This is a genomic window from Pelorhabdus sp. sgz311001, from assembly GCF_055901755.1.
Window position 1 is genome coordinate 178,937 of record NZ_JBVXUT010000006.1, and the last position, 17,944, is coordinate 196,880.

Below are 17,944 nucleotides of genomic sequence, written 5' to 3' on the forward strand. Positions count from 1 at the left end.
TTTACACTTTATCTCGGCACCACCAAGCTATGCGGCTCGTTACACACCTCCCCTTCTTGGTACAAGTAAATTGTAATACAATGATAAAGGAGGATTTTTCATGCGAATACTTGTAATGAGTGACATTCATGGCGAATACGACATAATGCAAAGGGTACTTGACAAAGGAAAATATGATCCAAAACAGGACAAGCTTATTTTACTCGGCGATTACATTGATCGTGGTAATCAATCCAAACAGGTCGTCGCTGCTGTCAAAGAATTTGTCGCCAATGGCGCTACCGCTTTACTGGGAAATCATGAAAAATTCATGATTGAATCTTTAGAAACGAAAGACAGTCGTCTTTGGGATCACAATGGCGGCAAGGAAACACGCTCTAGTTATCAGCACTCGCTTACAGCGATGCAGGAAGATGCTGAGTTTCTAAAAACTCTCCCCCTCTATTACGAAACAGAAAATCATCTGTTTACCCATGCGGGCATAAAACCAGGAATAGCCATAGAAGACCAAACAGAGCGGGATCTCCTCTGGAGCAGACCCGAAGAATACCTAGGAGTTTACCAGGGAAAGACGCTCGTTTGTGGTCATACGCCAGTACAGTCAATTATGAATAATCAACTGTACAACAAGCCGTTCCAGCAAGGCGATACCATCTTTATTGATACAGGTATGGGCTGGAGACAGCGTCTAACCCTGCTAGATTTAACGAAAAAGATTTACTGGCAATCCTGGCATTGGGATAACACAAAAGAGCCCTACGCGTCATTCAAATTAGATATTCACTATTCAGCGTAAAAGACATCTTAATGACTAACCTAGGGCACATCACATGAAAAACTTAAACACCTTCTCCTCGTTATTATAACCAGTCGATAGTTTATGAACTATTTGCTGGTTTCTTTTTTAGTTTGTCTTTAAACGTAAAGAAACATTAATCGTATAAACAAAAAAAGACTTCCGAGATAGTTCCCAGAAGCCTTGATTCTCTTGGAATTCGAACTGGCTGAGGAAACCCCATCTAATTTTCAAAATTTAATCCTGTTTATGGTAACATGGTTCCCTTTACAGTTACTAGGTTATCAGCCTTTTCGTTGGTATCACCTGATATAAATTAGTACAGTTTATAAATCTTTGACCCCAAGAATATCATTAACAAGCTACCTATGTCTTTTCTTTCATTTTGTCATTAAATTCTTTTGCCTTTTTACCTCTCCAGACAAAACCACATACATCATATTTAGTTACCAACTCTAAAAAACCAGCACTTTCCTCGACTATAGATTCTTTCACATAATACTCTATAACATACTGCTGCTCTCCTGACATTGTCGCTTTTAAAATTTCAATATAAAATTGCTTATCATCAATCGAAGTCTTGTCTATCAATTCAAGTAAGCGATGTAAAGTCTTTGCATAGCTTCCCAAATTAAGTTCCAACGATAGCATTAAAGTTAAATTCTTTTTGCCTGTCTTCTCTCTATTGCAATATTCCTCAAAAATATTAAAATGCATTTTATGAAAATATTCTTGTCCAACGAACTCATGAAGGCCGTCTTTATCAATCATTTTATATTTGATTTCTTTTGCGGTCGAGGTTAAATAAGATAAAACATTAAAAAAAGTCTTTTCAAATCGATCTCGTGCTCCATTATTCTCAGCTTTTTCTAATTGTATTGTTTGTCTTTGAAATGTCAAAAAAATAAAAATAGCGCTAAAGAAAGAAAGTGCCCCACTCAACCAAGTCGTTATAGGCCCCAGTTTGCCTACTTTTTCAACAAACGCTATATTATTTGAATCAGGATAAAATCCTAAGAAAAAAAACAAAATTAAAAAAGGTACTAAAACTGTAAATATAATAAAAAGTCCCATCAACCCCACGCTCATAAAAATTCCTCTTTTCATTTTCCTAATTTTATTTCTTTGAAAATAAAAATAATATTTATAAAGAAACTAATTAAAATCTATAAAAATTAGATTATTCTCCTATAACATTTTAATCACCTGCAAAAAAATTCATCAATAAATAAGTAACTATGAATTTACTTCAAAGCCCCTATACCCGCTTTATTATTTAACCCTTCTACAAAAAAACTTAGTATCGTCTGACCAATATATACACATTCCAGTAGATAAAACTTAAATAGTATTAATCACTTAACAAAAGCAAAGAGTTTATTTATAGCACGACTATCTTTTCTTGAATTTGAGTTCAAGTACTAGCCTTAATAAAAACTTTATGAATAAAAAAGTCAGTAGTCGTATTATAGTCGTATGAATAGAAAAAAGACTTCCGAGATAGTTCTCAGAAGCCTTAATCTTGTTGGTGCCGAAGGCCGGACTCGAACCGGCACGAGGAGACCTCGTCTGATTTTGAGTCAGGTGCGTCTGCCAATTCCGCCACTTCGGCATGTCTTCGTGCTGCACATCGCAGCGACATAAATAATAATAACATCCAGAACCTATTATGTCAAGCACTAAAATGCCAGTTTATAAAAAAATTATGAAGCATTTTATAAAACCCTATGGTAAAATCGTAAATAAACCACTTTCGCGAGGTATTTATGAATATATCATTAAACGGACAGCCCTTTTCCTTTGACGTAGTTTTTGTGCCGCGTCGAAAAACCTTACTACTAAGAGTAGTTTCGGCAAGACAGCTCGAAATTAAAGCGCCAAAGAATTACCCGCTTGCCCAAATTCGCGCGCTGCTACTTGAAAAGACTGCCTGGATCATAAGCCATGCCGCCCATCTGGAGCAATTGTCACACGCCACTGTCAATCAAACAATTGCACCGGGTCAAAAAATTTTATTTCAAGGGACGCCCCATGAACTAATCTTCCATGAACATGCCACAGAAACGAAAGGCATGATCGAACAAGACGCGATTCATTTATATTTTGCAACAACTTTACCGCAAGCTCCCAAGGCGATACTAGCCCAGCTCTTCCAAGAGGCAGCGCAGACCAAACTAAGAGAAACTACCGAAACCTGGGCAAAAAAGATCGGCGTCTTTCCCCGCAAGATTACCTTAAAAAACCAAAAGACTTTATGGGGAAGCTGCTCTTCCGCTGGAAACATAGCTTATAACTGGCAGATTATTATGGCACCGCCGCAAGTGATGGATTATCTCGTTATTCACGAACTAGCTCATTTACGTGAACCAAACCATTCCAAACGATTTTGGCAGATCGTAGCCACTTTTGACCCAGCTTATCAAAAACATCGCCTTTGGCTGAAAGAAAAAGGACTTCTATTACGGCGTCTTTTTTCAAATTAAGAGGAAAAACCAGCTTATATGGCGAAATTCCTTAACAGACTACTCAGTCAAAAACAAAACATTTAGGAGGTTTGAACCTATGAACCGATTGAAAACTCTTTTGCTCCTTTGCTTTTGTCTAGCTTTCTTTTTGCCAACAACTTGGGCTAGCGAAGCGCCGACGGTAACCGTTCAGGGAACCAGCCGGATGGAAATAGAACCAGACCAAGCTTTTATTACTTTAGGCGTCGTAAGTCAAGCCGAAACGGCCGAAGCCGCCAGAGCCCAAAACGCGCAAAATTCCACTGCCGTCCGTGACAAAATTGCCGCACTCGGAATCGCTGCGCAACAAATTCACACATCGCAATTTGTGATTTACCCTGTCTATGCTAATGAACCAGATAAATCCACAAAAGTAGCGAAAATCATTGGCTACCGTGTAACAAACAATATTACCGCACAAGCTGATGATATTGCCAGTGTAGGCACAATCATTGACTCAGCCTTAGCTGCAGGCGCCAATCAAGTCACAAATGTACGTTTCCAGAAAAAAAATGATACTGAACTAAAAAAGGCGCTGTTGACAGAAGCTGTACAAAACGGCTTAGAAAAAGCCCAAACCATTGCGGCAGCTCTCAATAAAAAAATTAAACGCGTTTCTTCCGTAACAGAACAGGATCTTAGCTTCCAACAACCTGATTCGCCTCGGTTGATGCTGAAAGCGGAACTATTCAGTAGTAATGCAGCTACACCGATTTCCCCAGGAACCATTATCGCAACTGGCACTGTCTCGCTCATTTGTGAACTAGAATAAAACTTACTGTCTATCCTAGCTAAAAAAATGGGATGTCTCGCTATCGGTAACCCGATGTATGAGACATCCCGTTTTTATTTTGTATAAAATTTTGCAAACCACTTGACTAAAAAAAGCGCTAAAATTCCACCGCCTACCCCAGTAATAAACTGTGGCCAGCTCATTACAAACAAAATCGCCTTTGCTGCCGGTGCTGGCAATGTCAAAAAAGATAATAACCAGACAAAAGAACTATACATCATTACGGTTTTAAGCGTCGCCGCTCCCAAAAGCCTCAACCAACTTGCCCTATGACGTAAACCGTAAAAACTCAACAGAAAAACTGAATTGGCAATAGCCACAGGCAAAATGAATACAGGCAAAGGCAGCATTTGCTGCGCAAAAGCTACAAGCGGTGTAATCCAAGCAATAAACAAAGCGGCTCTAAGCCCTACCATTTCACAGGCGAACAGCAAAACACTGTTAACTAGCGTTCCGATTAAAAAGGTCGTGAACATCGGCGGAATCGGAATCATCAGCCGCAAGGACTGAAACACAAGCGCTAAGGCGAGTAGCAGTGATCCGCGTACAAGCTGACGAAGTTTCATTTGTGCCACTTATGACGCAATCGCCGCACAGTCGAACGAGGCGGTCGTAAGTTTCCGCCCAAAAAAATCCAAACAAGTAAGGCCAACAGCAGCAAGCTCGCCACTACACTTCCAATAATATCTAGATCTGATAAGACATTGACTATGGTCAACCCAACTAAAAAGGTCAAACTTTTTCCCATATCAATATAGGGATGGCGTTTTAAAACAAGATAGCAAACAGCTAACACGCCTACATCAATCAACACCCAAGCAAACATGTGTACAAAGACATTTTTCAGTAAGCTGCTGCCAATCATAATCGCAAAAATTAACAACCAAGCCTGATTCATCGAGTATCTCTCCTTTCTTAAAATAAGGCGATCTCAGAATGCAGTTGCGGCGCCAAATTAAATAAGGATTTTTGAATCAGTTCCGCTTCCCCTTGCGTGACCTCTAGTTTTACCCAATACTCACGGCCATCGACAAAGTGAAAATAAAACTGATACCCTTTCGTAGCTTCTTCACAGGAAATTTTATCTAGGTCCGTCAAAAAAACATCATCATGCTTGACAAGGCCCTTCATGAATTTTTTCCGATAAATCACAAGACGCTTTGCTGTAACTAAAAAACCCGCATCGGGAATAGAAAGCATAAAAAAGGATTTTTCTAAGGGAACAATACAGGGAATTTCTTCTGGCGGAAACAAATTTGCTCGAAGAAAATCAACCCAAACGCGTTCTGGAATCTTTTCCATTTCTGTTAAAACAGGCATGCCTTTCACCTCACTCTTCTAATCCTAACTGATTGCATCACTTTCGTCAATTCTTTCGAAATTTTGAAAAAAAGTTTATTATTTCCGTTTTCTGTGCATACTTTGATTATATAGAAAATTATTGCATAAAGGAGTGTTTTTTATGAGTTTTTCCTTTCAGTTATTCGAGCCGAAAAAACCTCGCACGGTGCCAAACACAGAACCACTTGTAGAAGTTCGTCCCAATGGCCGCATCGTTTTTAATAAAAAAGCGGCTGATCTTTTGGCAAACAACCGATTTTGCATGCTTGGTTATGATGCGACGCAAGAAGCCGTCGGTATTCTCCCCTTAGAAGAACCAAAAACAAATTGTTTTCCCATCCGTTTCGCTTCTAAAGGCGCTTATATCGGCGCCAAACGCTTTTTTAAACATTTTAACATTTTACCGGAAGAATTAATTGAAAATCAACCGATTCAATCAGGTAACTTTTTAGGCATTCCTCTGAATCAACAATAAAAACACAGCTGTCTCCCAGGCAAAACGCTCTTTGTGAAAGCTTTGCCTGGGAGACAGCTCTTATTTAGGGCAGGAAAATAGCCATAAAGCGAGAATAATTATAAGGCACAGGCCGCGAGGACTTCCTTTGCATGGCCTTGTGCTTTTACTTTGCGCCATACTTTAGTGATTTTACCTGTCTCATCAATCAAAAAGCTAGATCGTTCAATTCCCATTACTTTTTTTCCATACATATTTTTCTCTTTCATAACGCCGTAAAGTTCGCATACCTTGGCGTCACTATCGCTCAGTAAGGCAAAAGTTAACGAATGCTTGTCTTGAAATTTTTCATGAGTAGATACGGTATCGCGGCTCACCCCTAGTACCACAACATTAAGTGCTTCCAATCTCGCAACAATTTCATTAAATTCTTGCGCTTCAATAGTGCAACCCGGCGTATTATCTTTCGGATAAAAATAAAGGAGAATCCGCCGTCCTTTCAAGTCCGATAAGGTAATGGTTTGCCCGCCTGCAGCTGGTAAAGAAAAATCAGGCGCTATCATATTTTCGGTAATTTCGCTCACTCTATTCCCTCCGTTTCTCCTAACTCGCTCATCTTATTCGACATAGTTTAACCAAATCCTGTTATTCTACACCATTTTTACTGTTTTGTAAGGAAAGGACTTTATTATGGCAAAACAACGCATTTTATCTGTTGAATATATTCGCGGCATTGCAATGCTCGGGGTAGTAGGTATTCATACCGGAGCTTACTCACTCACAAATCCTAAAGTAAATATACAGCTTTTCGCTTTACTCGAAATCGTAAGTCGCTTTAGCGTACCTATTTTCTTCTTCGTTTCTGCTTTTGGCCTCTTTTGGGCGCAAAATTTAACAGCGCCCTTTTCTTATGGCGAATATCTGCGAAAACGCGCTAAAACCGTTCTGATTCCCTATTTAGTCTGGTCTTGTCTGTACTTGCTTCATTCCACTTATCTAACTGGCGATACAAGCTTTTGGCGACCACGCGAACTATTTGACACGCTTTTTTTCGGACTGGCTTCTTACCAACTCTATTTTCTCGTCATTTTATTATGGTTTTATCTATTCATGCCTGTTTGGCGCTATTTGCTCAAAATTTTACTTTCCCATCCTGTTTATTTTATCCCTTTGCTGATTCTGCAAATCGTCTTCGATTTTTATTCTAGTTATTGCATTCCTGCCGTTACAGGACATCGCTTTGTAGATCATTTGATTGACTACCGTTTGAATTACTGGGTTTTGCACTATGTATTTATCTTCCTTTTGGGCGGTTACTGTGCTCAAAACTTCGTAGCGGTATCTCAAGCAGTAAAGCGTCATAAAAACGCCGTCCTTCTCTTCATTACGACAACCTTGATCGCGATGCTTGGCTTGTACTACTATCTGCTGTTTGGGCTGCACTATACGCCGGAACAAGCTGTGAATACAGGACACCAACTCAGCCCTTTCGGGATTCTCTATACAGTAGCGGCAAGCTTGTTCTTTATCATGTGGTTTGAAAGCTATTCGCCGCCCACTTTATTGGCCTCGCTGCTGCGTTCTTTAAGCACCCATTCTTATCTTGTTTATCTTGTCCATCCCTTTTTTATGTATTATCTGTCACGTCTATTAGAAAAAGAAAATCTTCTGTTTACAGGCTTTATGACTTTATGTTTCTACAGCGCCACAGTTCTTTGCAGTCTTCTCTTCGCGGCTTGTTTAAACCATTACAAAAAGAAACTGCCGCTTGTATCATTGTTACTAACAGGCAACCGCCAATAAAAACTTCGATCAACTAAGACAAAAAGAACAAAGGGGGCAGCTCTTTTTTGTCCCCAAGCATTCCGATCGCTTCTTGCAAAGCTGCCGCTTCTCGTTTATTCTGACGTTTATTTTGACACCAATACAGATAAAAGAGCTGACAAAAGGCCTCTATTTCTTTTTGCCCTTTAGCAGATGCTTTCGGCCACTGATGAAATATCCAGAATAAAAGATCGCTAAATGCGACTGTTGCTTCCTGACGTAAAACAAAATGCATCAACAACGATAATTCTTTCATGATTATGAAAAGACAGTGTTGTCGAAAACCCTGACTGGCTTCTGAATAGCCTAGCCGACATTCATCACGCAATAAAACTCGTCCTTTTTTCAAAAAGGGATATAATAAAGGAAAGATTTGCTCATACCCGCGCTGCTGCACTGCAATACGGCAAATCCGCCCAGCGCTAGCTGCTGCAGCTTCGAAATAGGCAACGTTTCCCGCCTGTAGGGCCGCTTCAATCATCCCGCTGACAATAAGCGGCGTCACAGTACTCTTGGTCGAAGCCAGAAGCTGACAAGCAATACTTTGACTTTCTAAAATCCACTCCGCAAATTGTGCTTTCGATAAACTGCCTTGTTCTACAAGAATAGCGATCGCTTCAAGCAAAAAAGCCGTTGTATCTTCCGTTCTTTGGCTAACACTTTTTCTTAGCCAAGAAACCCACGGCGCTATGGGTAACGCTCCTAAAGAATGTAGATCACTTCGCTCCATGATTCTAGTATATCGTAAAACGATCTCACGAAAGAGGCTTTGATCTCGCCTAACTGCGATAGAGCCAATCCTTCCTACTGTTAATAGACCGGCTGCAACAGCCGGTCTATTTTCTATGTCGCTTAAACTGGATTCGTTTTTCTCTAAATAAAGTAATGTAAGGTCGGCCGCTTTAGCACAAAGAAAAATTTGACCATACCGTGCAGAAATGAGCGCTAAAAAGGCAAGTTGACTAAGGCAAGCCGTTTGTTGCTCCCGATTCAAACAGCGAAATAAAGGAGTAAACGCAGCAAACAACAAAACAGCCATATCATGTTGTTTCGTCTTTAAACAAGCAGCAATCGCCAAAGTAAGCTTCATCGGTTCATTTTCACGATGCCAGCCGTTCCCATAAGCACTTTTTATCTGCTCAATAATTTGGACGGCTTCTACTGTTTTTCCTTGTTTTAAAAAAGCAAAGAGCAGTAAAAAAGCTTTTTTGAGCCATAGTAAGGATTGCTCTGTATTCTGCTTTTGCTCCAGACGTTTTCTAGAAAAAGCTAAAAGGAAAAAACGCCCGCGCAAAATCTTGCGTCCAAACCCCAGCATCAGCCCTGCTCCCCTTTCCGTCCCTTTACCGTACGTTAATTTCCCCTTGATAAATCAAACCTCTCGCCGCATCGACAGTAACAATCGCCCCATCCTTCAGGCGATCTGTAGCGCCATCAACGCCGACAATGACGGGCATTCCGTAACTGATCCCCACAATGGCTGCTTGAGAAGTAAATCCGCCTTCTTCGGCAATAATCGCGCCAGCCTTGACAGCAAACGACGCTGTTCTTTCATCAATACCGGGAACAATCAAAATATCGCCATCTCTAAACTTTTCCTTGATTTCCCGCTCGGACCGAACAATACAAACTTTGCCTGTTACACTTTTTTGACCAACACCCGTACCGCGCATTAAAATATTACCCACAACATGAACACGAATCATATTGGTTGTACCAACTGTTCCAACAGGAACGCCGGCAGTAATCACAACAAGGTCTCCATCTTTAATAATATTGGCAAACAGAGCACTAGCTACCGCATTATTAACCATTTGATCACTGTCTCTAGAGCTAGGGCCATGAAGCGGACAGACACCCCAATGTAACAGCATACGTCGCAGCGTTTTTTCATTGGGCGTAACAGCTACAATCACCGCTTGTGGACGATATTTTGAAACCATACAAGCCGTATATCCCGATTCTGTGGCTGTCACAATCGCCGCCGCCCCTAGTTCGTGGGCAATTTGTACCGTCGCATGACTGATTGCATCTGTCGTCGTCCGAGATTGTCCCAAACCCTTGTTGGCAAGCAGTGAACTATATTCAAGGGAGTTTTCGGTACGAATCGCAATTTTCGCCATCATTTTAACCGCTTCTACGGGATATTTGCCGGAAGCAGTCTCGCCGCTAAGCATAATACAGTCGCTACCGTCATAGATAGCATTAGCAATATCACTAGCCTCAGCCCGAGTCGGTCTAGGATTTGTCATCATTGATTCCAACATTTGGGTTGCCGTAATAACAGGCTTCCCTACGCGGTTGCATTTATGAATCAATAATTTTTGAATGATTGGTACTTCTTCTGCCGGAATTTCAACCCCTAAGTCGCCGCGGGCTACCATAACGCCATCAACGACTTTTAAGATTTCATCCATATTATCAACACCAGCGGCATTTTCGATTTTAGCAAAAATCAACATGTCCGATTCGGCTTCTTCTAAAACACGCCGAATTGCTAAAACATCGGCAGCTCGCTGGATAAAGGAGGCGGCAATACAGTCCATCCCCTGCTGAATCCCAAAATGTATATCGGCAATATCCTGTTCGGAAAGCGGCGGCAACTGTACACTAACGCCAGGGGCAGCTACCCGCTTCCTATCGCTAATTTCACCGCTGTTTTGAATTGTTGTTACAATATTGCCATCTTCAATTTTATCAACATGCAAACTGATTAAACCGTCTGACAGCAAAATTGTATCACCTGATTTCACTTCTTCAGGCAAAAGAGCATGGCTAACTGTAGCCATATCCGCCGTGCCTTCGATCGTCTTGCCCGTCAAAACAAAACGATTTCCAGCCACAAGCTGCGCTTTCCCGCCTTTAAATTTCCCAAGCCGCATTTCCGGCCCTTTGGTATCGAGCATTAAAGCCACAGGAATTTTCGTTTCTAGCGACGCCTGTCTAACTAAAGCAATCCGTTTCGCATGATCCTCGTGCGAGCCATGCGAAAAGTTGAAGCGAGCCACATTCATGCCTGCTTTTAACATCTCCGCAAGAGTTTCAAGCTTGTCCGTACTAGGTCCTACAGTGCAGATGATTTTCGTTTTTTTAATCATAAGACACTCTCCCTACAGCGATTTATTTAATAGCAAATTGACATAGAATTTCATGTGCTTCATTGACTTCTGATTGTAAAACGAGTATTTCATGGGCGCCGTCGCCAACACCGGCAGCACCGAGCGGCCTAGTATCGGCAAGAATTCCTTCACTTGTCAATAGATTTTTAAGCGTTTCTGCTTGTGCTCGATTTACCGCAATATATACAACTGTCCACATAGCAGCCTCCCAGGCCCTTAATTTAATGAATCTTATACTTTTGCAGCTTTTGATAAAAGCCGGAGCGATGAATACCAAGCAATTTTGCTGCTTTGCTTTTATTGCCGCCTGCTAACTCTAAAGCCTTATAAATGGCTTGTTTCTCCGTATCTCCTACTAATCCTGCCAATTTTTTGTTATTTTCTTGATTTTTCTGCGGCAATGATACAGTGACTGGTGACAACAGCGGTAAATGCTTCGGCATAATATAACGTTCATCGTCCATCATATTAACAGCTCGCTCCAAAACATTCTCTAACTCGCGTACATTCCCTGGCCATTCATAAGCCATTAAAAGTTCCATGGCCGCTGGCGAAACCCCTTCAACTTCATGTTGGACATGATAATAAATTTTTTGTAGCAGAACCTGACATAATAAAGGGATATCCTCGCGTCGCTCCGAAAGCGGCGGAATATGAATCGGAACAATATTTAGACGATAGAACAGGTCAAGGCGAAACTCACCTTTTGCCATCTTTTCTTCCAAATTACAATTGGTGGCTGCAATCACTCGTGTATCGACTTTGGTGCTTTTGGTGCCACCAACGCGTTCAATTTCTTTTTCTTGCAAAACGCGGAGCAGCTTTGCCTGCATCGATAAAGGCATATCACCAATTTCATCAAGAAAAATTGTTCCCCCCTGAGCTAACTCAAATTTGCCGGGCTTACCGCCTTTACGAGCACCGGTAAAGGCCCCTTCTTCATAACCGAACAGCTCCGATTCTAACAGATTTTCCGGTACAGCAGCGCAATTCACTTTCACAAAAGGTCCATGACGACGCGAGCTAGCATGATAGATAGCTTGGGCAAACAGTTCTTTACCTGTACCGCTATCCCCCAGAATCAGAACGGTTGAATTCCCCCGTGCCGCTTTTACAGCTAACATTTTTAGCCGTTCCATCTCTTCACTTTTCCCGACAATCTGTTCTACTGCCAGCTTATGGCCTTTACTGCTGGTCTCTTCTGTATAGCATTCCATATCAGACTGCATCTTAATATGCTTATTGGCTAGAGTTTTTAATTCTTTCAGTTCTGTGAACATAATTTTACCAACTGCACCGACAACTTGTCCGCCCTGCATCACTGGCAGACGTGTTACGATACAATGGTGACTTTTAATTCGCTGATATTCGCCTACTTCAGCTTTGCCTGTATGGGCTACCATATGCATCCTGGTATTGGGAATCACGTCAGACACATGTTTACCAACAGCGTCTTCGCGACGAATCCCGAGAAGGTTACAATAAGCCGAGTTTAGCATAACGATAATTCCCTTACGGTCTACTGCTACCACACATTCTAGCATGCTATCGACAAAAAGATTGGTCATGTAATTTTGTTGCTGCACTGTCCGCAATTCTTTTTGCAATTTATCAAGAGCTGTAATATCCTGAAAGGTTGCTACAGCGCCGTCAATACGCTGTTCATTAAAAATGGGAAAACGATTTAGTAACAACTCGTGACCATTTACATGAAAATACTGATTCATTTCGGCTGTAGACGTCTGTAGAACGCGAAGCATTCCTAGTTGCGGTAAAACTTCTTCAATCGCCCGGCCTTCTAATTGATCTTTTGTAAGACCGATTAACTGTTCCCCGGCTCGATTTACTGCTGTAATAAGCCCCTGTCCATTAATTGCAATCACGCCGTGAAATAAGGCATTATTTTCGGAATCGAACTCACTTTCTAAAGCAGTCACAGCATCAGGAAGACTATATAAAAGCGAGCTGCAATTTACAATGCCTAAAAAACGTTTATTGTCATCCACAACAGGGTAAATCACCTGTTCAAAATGCTTATGATGTTGATGAAGTTCAAAAAGAGTCATAAGCGGTCGAAGCGTAACAATGTTGACTGTCATCACTTCTGAAATCGTATGCCCTAAAGCATCGCCGAAATCGCCAATTGCCTTAATTAAAGCCGGTTTTGTCAATAATCCAGTCACACGGCTTTCACTATTCACTACAGGTAAAGATTCATAGCAAAGATTCGTTGAAAATACCTTTGCCGCTTTTGCCAAAGACATTGACGAATTCAAAGGAACGATATCTGTATTCATCATATCGATGATGCGCATTAGACTCCTCCTTTAAATACTTAGGTTCGAATATAAATAATTTGACGCTTGCAGGCGATTTCCTTTTTTCCAAAAAGCTCCGCTTAATACAAAAAGGAACTTGCCTGACGACAAGTTCCTTCGCTTGCTTTTGCAAAGTTATTTTCCCGTAAAAGCTGGTTTGCGTTTTTCCACAAAAGCAGCCATACCTTCTTTTTGATCTTCTGTAGCAAAGCAAAGGCCGAAGACTTCCGCTTCATAAGCTGTGCCGGAATCAAGATCCACATCCATGCCTTCGTTAATTGCTGCTTTACAAAGCCGTACAGCAATTTCGCTTTTCCCCATAATTTTATGAGCCATTTTCTTTGCTGTATCGAGAAGCTCGGCCAAAGGCACTACTTTGTTCGCTAGGCCGATACGATAGGCTTCTTGTGCATCAATCATATCAGTTGTAAAAATCAGTTCTTTGGCTCTGCCTTTGCCGACTAAACGAGGCAAACGCTGAGTACCACCAAATCCCGGAGGAATTCCTAGGCCAGCTTCTGGTTGACCAAATTTTGCATTTTCCGCAGCAATACGAATGTCGCAAGCCATGGACAGTTCGCAGCCGCCGCCTAAAGCAAAACCATTCACAGCAGCAATCACTGGCTGTGGTAATTTTTCTATTTTATCGAATACAGCCTGACCAAGTTTTCCCCAGTTACGGCCTTCGATTGCATTCATTTTCTGCATTTCTGTAATATCGGCGCCAGCGACAAAAGATTTTTCACCGCTGCCTGTAATAATAACAACTTTGACAGCCGGATCAACGGCTATTTTGCCAAACAAATCGGTTAAATCATACATAACTGCTGCATTTAAAGCATTGAGCGCTTTCGGGCGATTAATTGTTACTAAAGCAATTCCTTCGTCAACGCTGTAAAGTAGTGTACTATATTCCATAATATCCACTCCCTAGCTTTTAGTATATATTCTATACTTTCGTTGCTACCCGTGACTACAGAAAAGAGTCCTGCAGGAGATCCTGCAGTGACTCTTTATGCATTTATTTCTTCATAACTGTTGCTTTACCATCAGTAACAACTTTTCCTTCTTGATTTGTTACTGTGGTTTTTAAAACTAGACGGTTTTTACCTTCGATTTTTTCGATAACTTCTGCCGTCGCTGTCAGCGTATCGCCGAATTTCACGGGAGCGCGGAAAGAAAGTTCCTGTCCCATATAAATTGTATTTGCCCCAGGAAGAGTTGTCCCAAGCACAGCGGAAATAAGACCCGCAGAAAGCATGCCGTGAGCAATTCGTTCGCCAAACATTGAGTTTTTAGCAAACTCCGCATTCACATGGACCGGATTGAAGTCTCCTGTGATACCAGCAAAAGCATAGACATCGGCTTCTGAAATCGTTTTAGAAACACTGGCTTTTTGACCGACTACGATATCAGCAAACTTTACGTCTTGAATCATAATGTCACCTCTTTCTTTTTTTATTCAAAATTCATTTTCACTGGCTTGCATACACTTATATGGTTAAGAAACCATTTAAGCTTTTAGCTTTTTAAACTCTTCAATCAAAATCGGTAGAACTTCCATAGCGTCTGCTACAATACCATAGTCGGCATATTTAAAGATTGTCGCATCAGGATCTTTATTGACAGCAATAATCAGATCTGATGTAGTCATGCCCGCCAGATGCTGAATCGCGCCTGAAATCCCAAAGGCAAAATAGATCTTCGGCGCAACGGTCTTACCCGTCTGACCCACTTGATGCAGCGCCTGTTTCCAGCCAGCGTCAACCGCTGCACGGGACGCCCCAACGGCTCCGCCCAGCACTTCTGCCAAGTCTTCAATGAGCTTGAAGTTTTCCAAGCTGCACAAGCCACGGCCGCCTGCTACAACAATTTCTGCTTCTTCAATATTGCACGATGCCGAACATACGCTGATCACTTCGATCAGTTTCGTCCGAATTTCTTCTGGTTTCACTTTGCTCTTTAAGCGGACAATTTCGCCCGTTTTGCTATAATCTTGCTCGGGACGCTTAAAGACTTTCGGGCGAACCGTACCCATCTGCGGACGATAATCCGGGCATACAATCGTAGCCATGATGTTGCCGCCAAAAGCTGGACGCGTCCAAGCTACTAATCGATCTTCATTGATATCCAGGTTCGTACAGTCTGCCGTTAGGCCTGCATTGACCCGACAAGACACTCTCGGTCCGAGATCGCGGCCGTCGACTGTCGCTCCTAATAAAATTACATTCGGTTTATACGTATTGACTAAATCGACAAACGCGCTAGTGAAGGCATCGGAATTGTAATGACTGAATTCTTCTCCTTCTACGGCATAGACTTTGTCTGCGCCGCTCGCAAAGAGTTCTTTCGCCACTTCATCTACATTCCCGCCGAACATGACTGCCGACAATTCTTCGCCTAATTTATCGGCTAAAATCCGACCCTGGCCTAAGAGTTCATGAACCACGCCGCGAGCCTGACCGGCGGTCTGTTCTACAAAGACCCATACGCCTTTATAATCACTCTTATCGACTGTCGCCGACGATTCTACTTTTTCCCGGCTGATTGCTTCTACCGGACATACCGATAGGCAAGCGCCGCAGCTTGTGCAGGCGTCTGTTGCAAAAGCTTTGCCATTATCCTGCATTTCCAGCGCGCCGAAGGGACAGGCTCCCACACAGGCGCCGCAGCCGATACAGATTTCTTGATCTACTTTTACTGCCACTGTTTGTTCCCTCCTTATATAACCTTAGCGTCGGTAAGTTTTTGCATAAGCACTGCCACGGCTTCACGGGGCGTTTCTGCTTCGATCATCTGACCGCCCGAGCGGGAAGGAGGGGTAAATATTTTGCTAACCTGTGTCGGCGACCCTTTGAGGCCGATGCGTTTTTCATCTACCTCAATTTCAGCCAGCGTCCATACAGGAATTTCTTTACGATTAGCTTTCATGGTACCGCGTACCGTTGGAAAGCGCGGCTCATTTGCTGATTTCACGACCGTAGCTAATAGCGGGAATTTCCCTTCGATCACTTCATAGCCTTCTTCATGTTCGCGTTCGACGCGGAGCGTATCGCCCTGCACTTCGAATTTAGAACAGCAGGTAATCTGGGAAATGCCTAAATGCTCAGCAATTTCCGGTCCAACTTGAGCCGTATCGCCATCAATGGCCTGTTTACCACAGAGAATGAGATCATAGGTAGCGATCTTTTTGATGGCTGAGGCAATGGTGTAGCTTGTCGCCAGCGTGTCGGCGCCGCCGAAGGCGCGATCGCTAATCAGGATCGCTTCATCAGCTCCCATAGCCAAACATTCTTTCAGGGCGTCTTTCGCCTGAGGCGGTCCCATGGAGACGACGGTCACTTTGCCGCCTTCTTTTTCTTTGAGTTGCAGCGCCGCTTCCAAGGCATTTTTGTCAAAAGGATTGACAATGCTCGGCACTCCCTGACGAACGAGCGTGTTCGTTACGGGATCGATTTTCACTTCGGTCGTGTCAGGTACTTGCTTGACACAAACTACGATTTCCATACTTTCGGCCTCCTGTTACACATTAGTAAAAGCGGGGGGCAAAAGCCCCTTACCGCAAGATAGCGCCAGAAACAACCATACGTTGTACCTGATTTGTGCCTTCATAAATTTGGCAAATTTTCGCATTTCTGAAGAGACGTTCTACAGGATATTCTTTCGAATAGCCGTAACCACCGAAGATCTGAACAGCATCTGTCGTAATTTCCATTGCTGAATCAGAAGCAAACATTTTAGCCATAGCAGCCTCTTTCGAATAAGGTTTGCCCTGATCTTTCAGATAAGCAGCTTGATATACGAGCAAACGAGAAGCTTCAATTTTCGTAGCCATGTCAGCCATCATGAAAGCAAGTGACTGCTGTTTTGCAATCGGTTTGCCGAACTGAACGCGTTCTTTGGAATATTTAATAGAATGTTCCAAAGCTGCTTGTGCAATTCCAAGAGCCTGAGCGGCAACGCCAATACGGCCGCCATCTAAAGTCGTCATAGCAATTTTGAAGCCTTCGCCTTCTTTGCCAAGACGATTTGCTGCTGGAACACGGACGTTTTGGAAAATCAATTCCATAGTCTGAGAGGAACGAATACCAAGTTTGTCTTCTTTCTTACCGAAAGTAAAGCCTGGCATGCCTTTTTCCAAAATGAATGCGGTAATCCCTTTCGTTCCTTGCGAACGATCAGTCATAGCAAAAACAACATAAATATCAGCAACTTCGGCATTCGTAATAAACATTTTGCTACCATTTAAAATATAGTCATCGCCGTCTTTGACTGCGATGGATTGTTGTGCACTCGCATCAGTACCAGCATTGGCTTCTGTCAAGCCAAAAGCGCCTAGAGAAGTACCTTCTGCGATAGGAGTAACGAATTTTTTCTTCTGTTCTTCTGTACCATATTTAAAAATCGGCCAAGCGCAAAGCGATACGCTAGCAGAAAGAGCAATACCCAAACCGTCATCAACGCGGGAGATTTCTTCTACTGCCATAATATAAGTTAGACCGTCGCCGCCAGCTCCGCCATACTCTTCAGGGAAGCAAATTCCTGACAAGCCTAATTCGACCATTTTGTCATATAAATTACGGTCAAAAATATCTTTTTCGTCTCTTTCTGATGCGCCTTCAGCCAATTCAGCTTCAGCAAATTCACGAACAAGTTTTTTCATTAAAGCCTGATCTTCTGTCATTTCAAATTTCATTACAATACACTCTCCTTTTATCTCTTGCCTTTTTTAGTGAAACATGAGTTATAAAGAAAACTGTCTGATTATACTCTTTCGCCAAAATATTCAAAATAC

The 17,944-nt window shown here is 42.3% G+C and carries 19 protein-coding genes and 1 tRNA gene; 5 read left to right on the forward strand and 15 right to left on the reverse strand.

Translation table 11 applies throughout. The features are described 5' to 3' along the window. Positions 1–100: 100 nt before the first annotated feature. Entirely contained in the window at positions 101–796 is a 696-nt protein-coding gene (locus tag AC0MXB_RS15675) for a metallophosphoesterase family protein (protein ID WP_474040659.1), read from the forward strand. A gap of 366 nt (positions 797–1,162) precedes the next feature. Here AC0MXB_RS15675 and AC0MXB_RS15680 read toward each other — a convergent pair whose 3' ends face one another. Next, positions 1,163–1,885, reverse strand: coding sequence for a putative phage abortive infection protein (locus AC0MXB_RS15680; protein WP_474040660.1), 723 nt, complete (start codon positions 1,883–1,885; stop codon positions 1,163–1,165). 437 nt (positions 1,886–2,322) lie between these two features. Continuing rightward, a tRNA-Leu gene (locus AC0MXB_RS15685) sits at positions 2,323–2,408 on the reverse strand. Positions 2,409–2,562: 154 nt separating this feature from the next. Between AC0MXB_RS15685 and AC0MXB_RS15690 the strand changes: the two genes are divergently transcribed. Together AC0MXB_RS15690 and AC0MXB_RS15695 are read left to right on the forward strand one after the other, a co-directional pair. Continuing rightward, positions 2,563–3,279: a M48 family metallopeptidase gene (locus tag AC0MXB_RS15690; RefSeq protein ID WP_474040661.1), complete on the forward strand. Its 717-nt coding sequence runs from the start codon at positions 2,563–2,565 to the stop codon at positions 3,277–3,279. 79 nt (positions 3,280–3,358) lie between these two features. Next, a complete protein-coding gene (locus AC0MXB_RS15695; protein WP_474040662.1) occupies positions 3,359–4,072 on the forward strand; it encodes an SIMPL domain-containing protein in 714 nt (237 codons plus the stop codon). 74 nt (positions 4,073–4,146) lie between these two features. Here the strand turns inward: AC0MXB_RS15695 and AC0MXB_RS15700 are convergent, their stop codons facing one another. Genes AC0MXB_RS15700 through AC0MXB_RS15710 form a run of 3 tightly spaced genes read right to left on the reverse strand, consistent with a single transcriptional unit; the run spans position 4,147 to position 5,413 of the window. Continuing rightward, positions 4,147–4,659, reverse strand: coding sequence for a hypothetical protein (locus tag AC0MXB_RS15700; RefSeq protein ID WP_474040663.1), 513 nt, complete (start codon positions 4,657–4,659; stop codon positions 4,147–4,149). Beyond that, entirely contained in the window at positions 4,656–4,991 is a 336-nt protein-coding gene (locus tag AC0MXB_RS15705) for a hypothetical protein (RefSeq protein ID WP_474040664.1), read from the reverse strand. The genes AC0MXB_RS15700 and AC0MXB_RS15705 overlap by 4 nt, the downstream gene beginning before the upstream one ends. Positions 4,992–5,008: 17 nt before the next feature. Next, positions 5,009–5,413, reverse strand: coding sequence for a hypothetical protein (locus AC0MXB_RS15710; protein WP_474040665.1), 405 nt, complete (start codon positions 5,411–5,413; stop codon positions 5,009–5,011). Between the two features lie 142 nt (positions 5,414–5,555). Between AC0MXB_RS15710 and AC0MXB_RS15715 the strand changes: the two genes are divergently transcribed. Next, positions 5,556–5,909, forward strand: coding sequence for a hypothetical protein (locus tag AC0MXB_RS15715; RefSeq protein ID WP_474040666.1), 354 nt, complete (start codon positions 5,556–5,558; stop codon positions 5,907–5,909). Between the two features lie 98 nt (positions 5,910–6,007). On the opposite strand, the gene bcp is transcribed toward AC0MXB_RS15715, so the two are convergent. Then, entirely contained in the window at positions 6,008–6,472 is a 465-nt protein-coding gene (gene bcp / locus AC0MXB_RS15720; RefSeq protein ID WP_474040667.1) for a thioredoxin-dependent thiol peroxidase, read from the reverse strand. A 106-nt stretch (positions 6,473–6,578) separates the two neighbouring features. Here bcp and AC0MXB_RS15725 point away from each other — a divergent pair, with 106 nt between their 5' ends. Next, positions 6,579–7,691 carry an acyltransferase gene (locus tag AC0MXB_RS15725; RefSeq protein ID WP_474040668.1) on the forward strand — a complete coding sequence of 371 codons (1,113 nt, stop codon included), beginning with the start codon at positions 6,579–6,581 and terminating at the stop codon, positions 7,689–7,691. Positions 7,692–7,704: 13 nt separating this feature from the next. Here AC0MXB_RS15725 and AC0MXB_RS15730 read toward each other — a convergent pair whose 3' ends face one another. From AC0MXB_RS15730 to AC0MXB_RS15770, 9 genes are all read right to left on the reverse strand, one after another. Then, positions 7,705–9,030, reverse strand: coding sequence for a hypothetical protein (locus AC0MXB_RS15730; protein ID WP_474040669.1), 1,326 nt, complete (start codon positions 9,028–9,030; stop codon positions 7,705–7,707). Between the two features lie 25 nt (positions 9,031–9,055). Beyond that, a complete protein-coding gene (pyk, locus tag AC0MXB_RS15735; protein ID WP_474040670.1) occupies positions 9,056–10,810 on the reverse strand; it encodes a pyruvate kinase in 1,755 nt (584 codons plus the stop codon). A gap of 22 nt (positions 10,811–10,832) precedes the next feature. Further along, positions 10,833–11,030 (reverse strand): putative signal transducing protein, encoded by a 198-nt coding sequence (locus AC0MXB_RS15740; protein ID WP_474040671.1) that lies wholly within the window; start codon positions 11,028–11,030, stop codon positions 10,833–10,835. Between the two features lie 22 nt (positions 11,031–11,052). Beyond that, positions 11,053–13,146, reverse strand: a complete 2,094-nt coding sequence (locus AC0MXB_RS15745) for a sigma 54-interacting transcriptional regulator (RefSeq protein ID WP_474040672.1) — start codon at positions 13,144–13,146, stop codon at positions 11,053–11,055. A 138-nt stretch (positions 13,147–13,284) separates the two neighbouring features. Then, positions 13,285–14,070 carry a short-chain-enoyl-CoA hydratase gene (locus AC0MXB_RS15750; RefSeq protein WP_474040723.1) on the reverse strand — a complete coding sequence of 262 codons (786 nt, stop codon included), beginning with the start codon at positions 14,068–14,070 and terminating at the stop codon, positions 13,285–13,287. Between the two features lie 100 nt (positions 14,071–14,170). Further along, complete coding sequence (locus tag AC0MXB_RS15755; RefSeq protein WP_474040673.1) at positions 14,171–14,587, reverse strand: MaoC family dehydratase; 417 nt, start codon at positions 14,585–14,587, stop codon at positions 14,171–14,173. 75 nt (positions 14,588–14,662) lie between these two features. Beyond that, positions 14,663–15,856 (reverse strand): FAD-binding protein, encoded by a 1,194-nt coding sequence (locus AC0MXB_RS15760; RefSeq protein WP_474040674.1) that lies wholly within the window; start codon positions 15,854–15,856, stop codon positions 14,663–14,665. Positions 15,857–15,870: 14 nt separating this feature from the next. Then, a complete protein-coding gene (locus AC0MXB_RS15765; RefSeq protein ID WP_474040675.1) occupies positions 15,871–16,656 on the reverse strand; it encodes an electron transfer flavoprotein subunit beta/FixA family protein in 786 nt (261 codons plus the stop codon). Positions 16,657–16,705: 49 nt separating this feature from the next. Further along, on the reverse strand, positions 16,706–17,845 hold the full coding sequence (locus tag AC0MXB_RS15770) for an acyl-CoA dehydrogenase (RefSeq protein ID WP_474040676.1): 1,140 nt from the start codon (positions 17,843–17,845) through the stop codon (positions 16,706–16,708). Positions 17,846–17,944 lie beyond the last annotated feature (99 nt).

Excerpts from the sequence above, each read along its gene's own strand:
- AC0MXB_RS15675 (WP_474040659.1), top strand. The coding sequence starts at position 101 with ATGCGAATACTTGTAATGAGTGACATTCATGGCGAATACGACATAATG.
- AC0MXB_RS15680 (WP_474040660.1), bottom strand. The coding sequence starts at position 1,885 with ATGAGCGTGGGGTTGATGGGACTTTTTATTATATTTACAGTTTTAGTA.
- AC0MXB_RS15690 (WP_474040661.1), top strand. The coding sequence starts at position 2,563 with ATGAATATATCATTAAACGGACAGCCCTTTTCCTTTGACGTAGTTTTT.
- AC0MXB_RS15695 (WP_474040662.1), top strand. The coding sequence starts at position 3,359 with ATGAACCGATTGAAAACTCTTTTGCTCCTTTGCTTTTGTCTAGCTTTC.
- AC0MXB_RS15700 (WP_474040663.1), bottom strand. The coding sequence starts at position 4,659 with ATGAAACTTCGTCAGCTTGTACGCGGATCACTGCTACTCGCCTTAGCG.
- AC0MXB_RS15705 (WP_474040664.1), bottom strand. The coding sequence starts at position 4,991 with ATGAATCAGGCTTGGTTGTTAATTTTTGCGATTATGATTGGCAGCAGC.
- AC0MXB_RS15710 (WP_474040665.1), bottom strand. The coding sequence starts at position 5,413 with ATGCCTGTTTTAACAGAAATGGAAAAGATTCCAGAACGCGTTTGGGTT.
- AC0MXB_RS15715 (WP_474040666.1), top strand. The coding sequence starts at position 5,556 with ATGAGTTTTTCCTTTCAGTTATTCGAGCCGAAAAAACCTCGCACGGTG.
- AC0MXB_RS15725 (WP_474040668.1), top strand. The coding sequence starts at position 6,579 with ATGGCAAAACAACGCATTTTATCTGTTGAATATATTCGCGGCATTGCA.
- AC0MXB_RS15730 (WP_474040669.1), bottom strand. The coding sequence starts at position 9,030 with ATGCTGGGGTTTGGACGCAAGATTTTGCGCGGGCGTTTTTTCCTTTTA.
- pyk (WP_474040670.1), bottom strand. The coding sequence starts at position 10,810 with ATGATTAAAAAAACGAAAATCATCTGCACTGTAGGACCTAGTACGGAC.
- AC0MXB_RS15740 (WP_474040671.1), bottom strand. The coding sequence starts at position 11,030 with ATGTGGACAGTTGTATATATTGCGGTAAATCGAGCACAAGCAGAAACG.
- AC0MXB_RS15745 (WP_474040672.1), bottom strand. The coding sequence starts at position 13,146 with ATGCGCATCATCGATATGATGAATACAGATATCGTTCCTTTGAATTCG.
- AC0MXB_RS15755 (WP_474040673.1), bottom strand. The coding sequence starts at position 14,587 with ATGATTCAAGACGTAAAGTTTGCTGATATCGTAGTCGGTCAAAAAGCC.
- AC0MXB_RS15765 (WP_474040675.1), bottom strand. The coding sequence starts at position 16,656 with ATGGAAATCGTAGTTTGTGTCAAGCAAGTACCTGACACGACCGAAGTG.
- AC0MXB_RS15770 (WP_474040676.1), bottom strand. The coding sequence starts at position 17,845 with ATGAAATTTGAAATGACAGAAGATCAGGCTTTAATGAAAAAACTTGTT.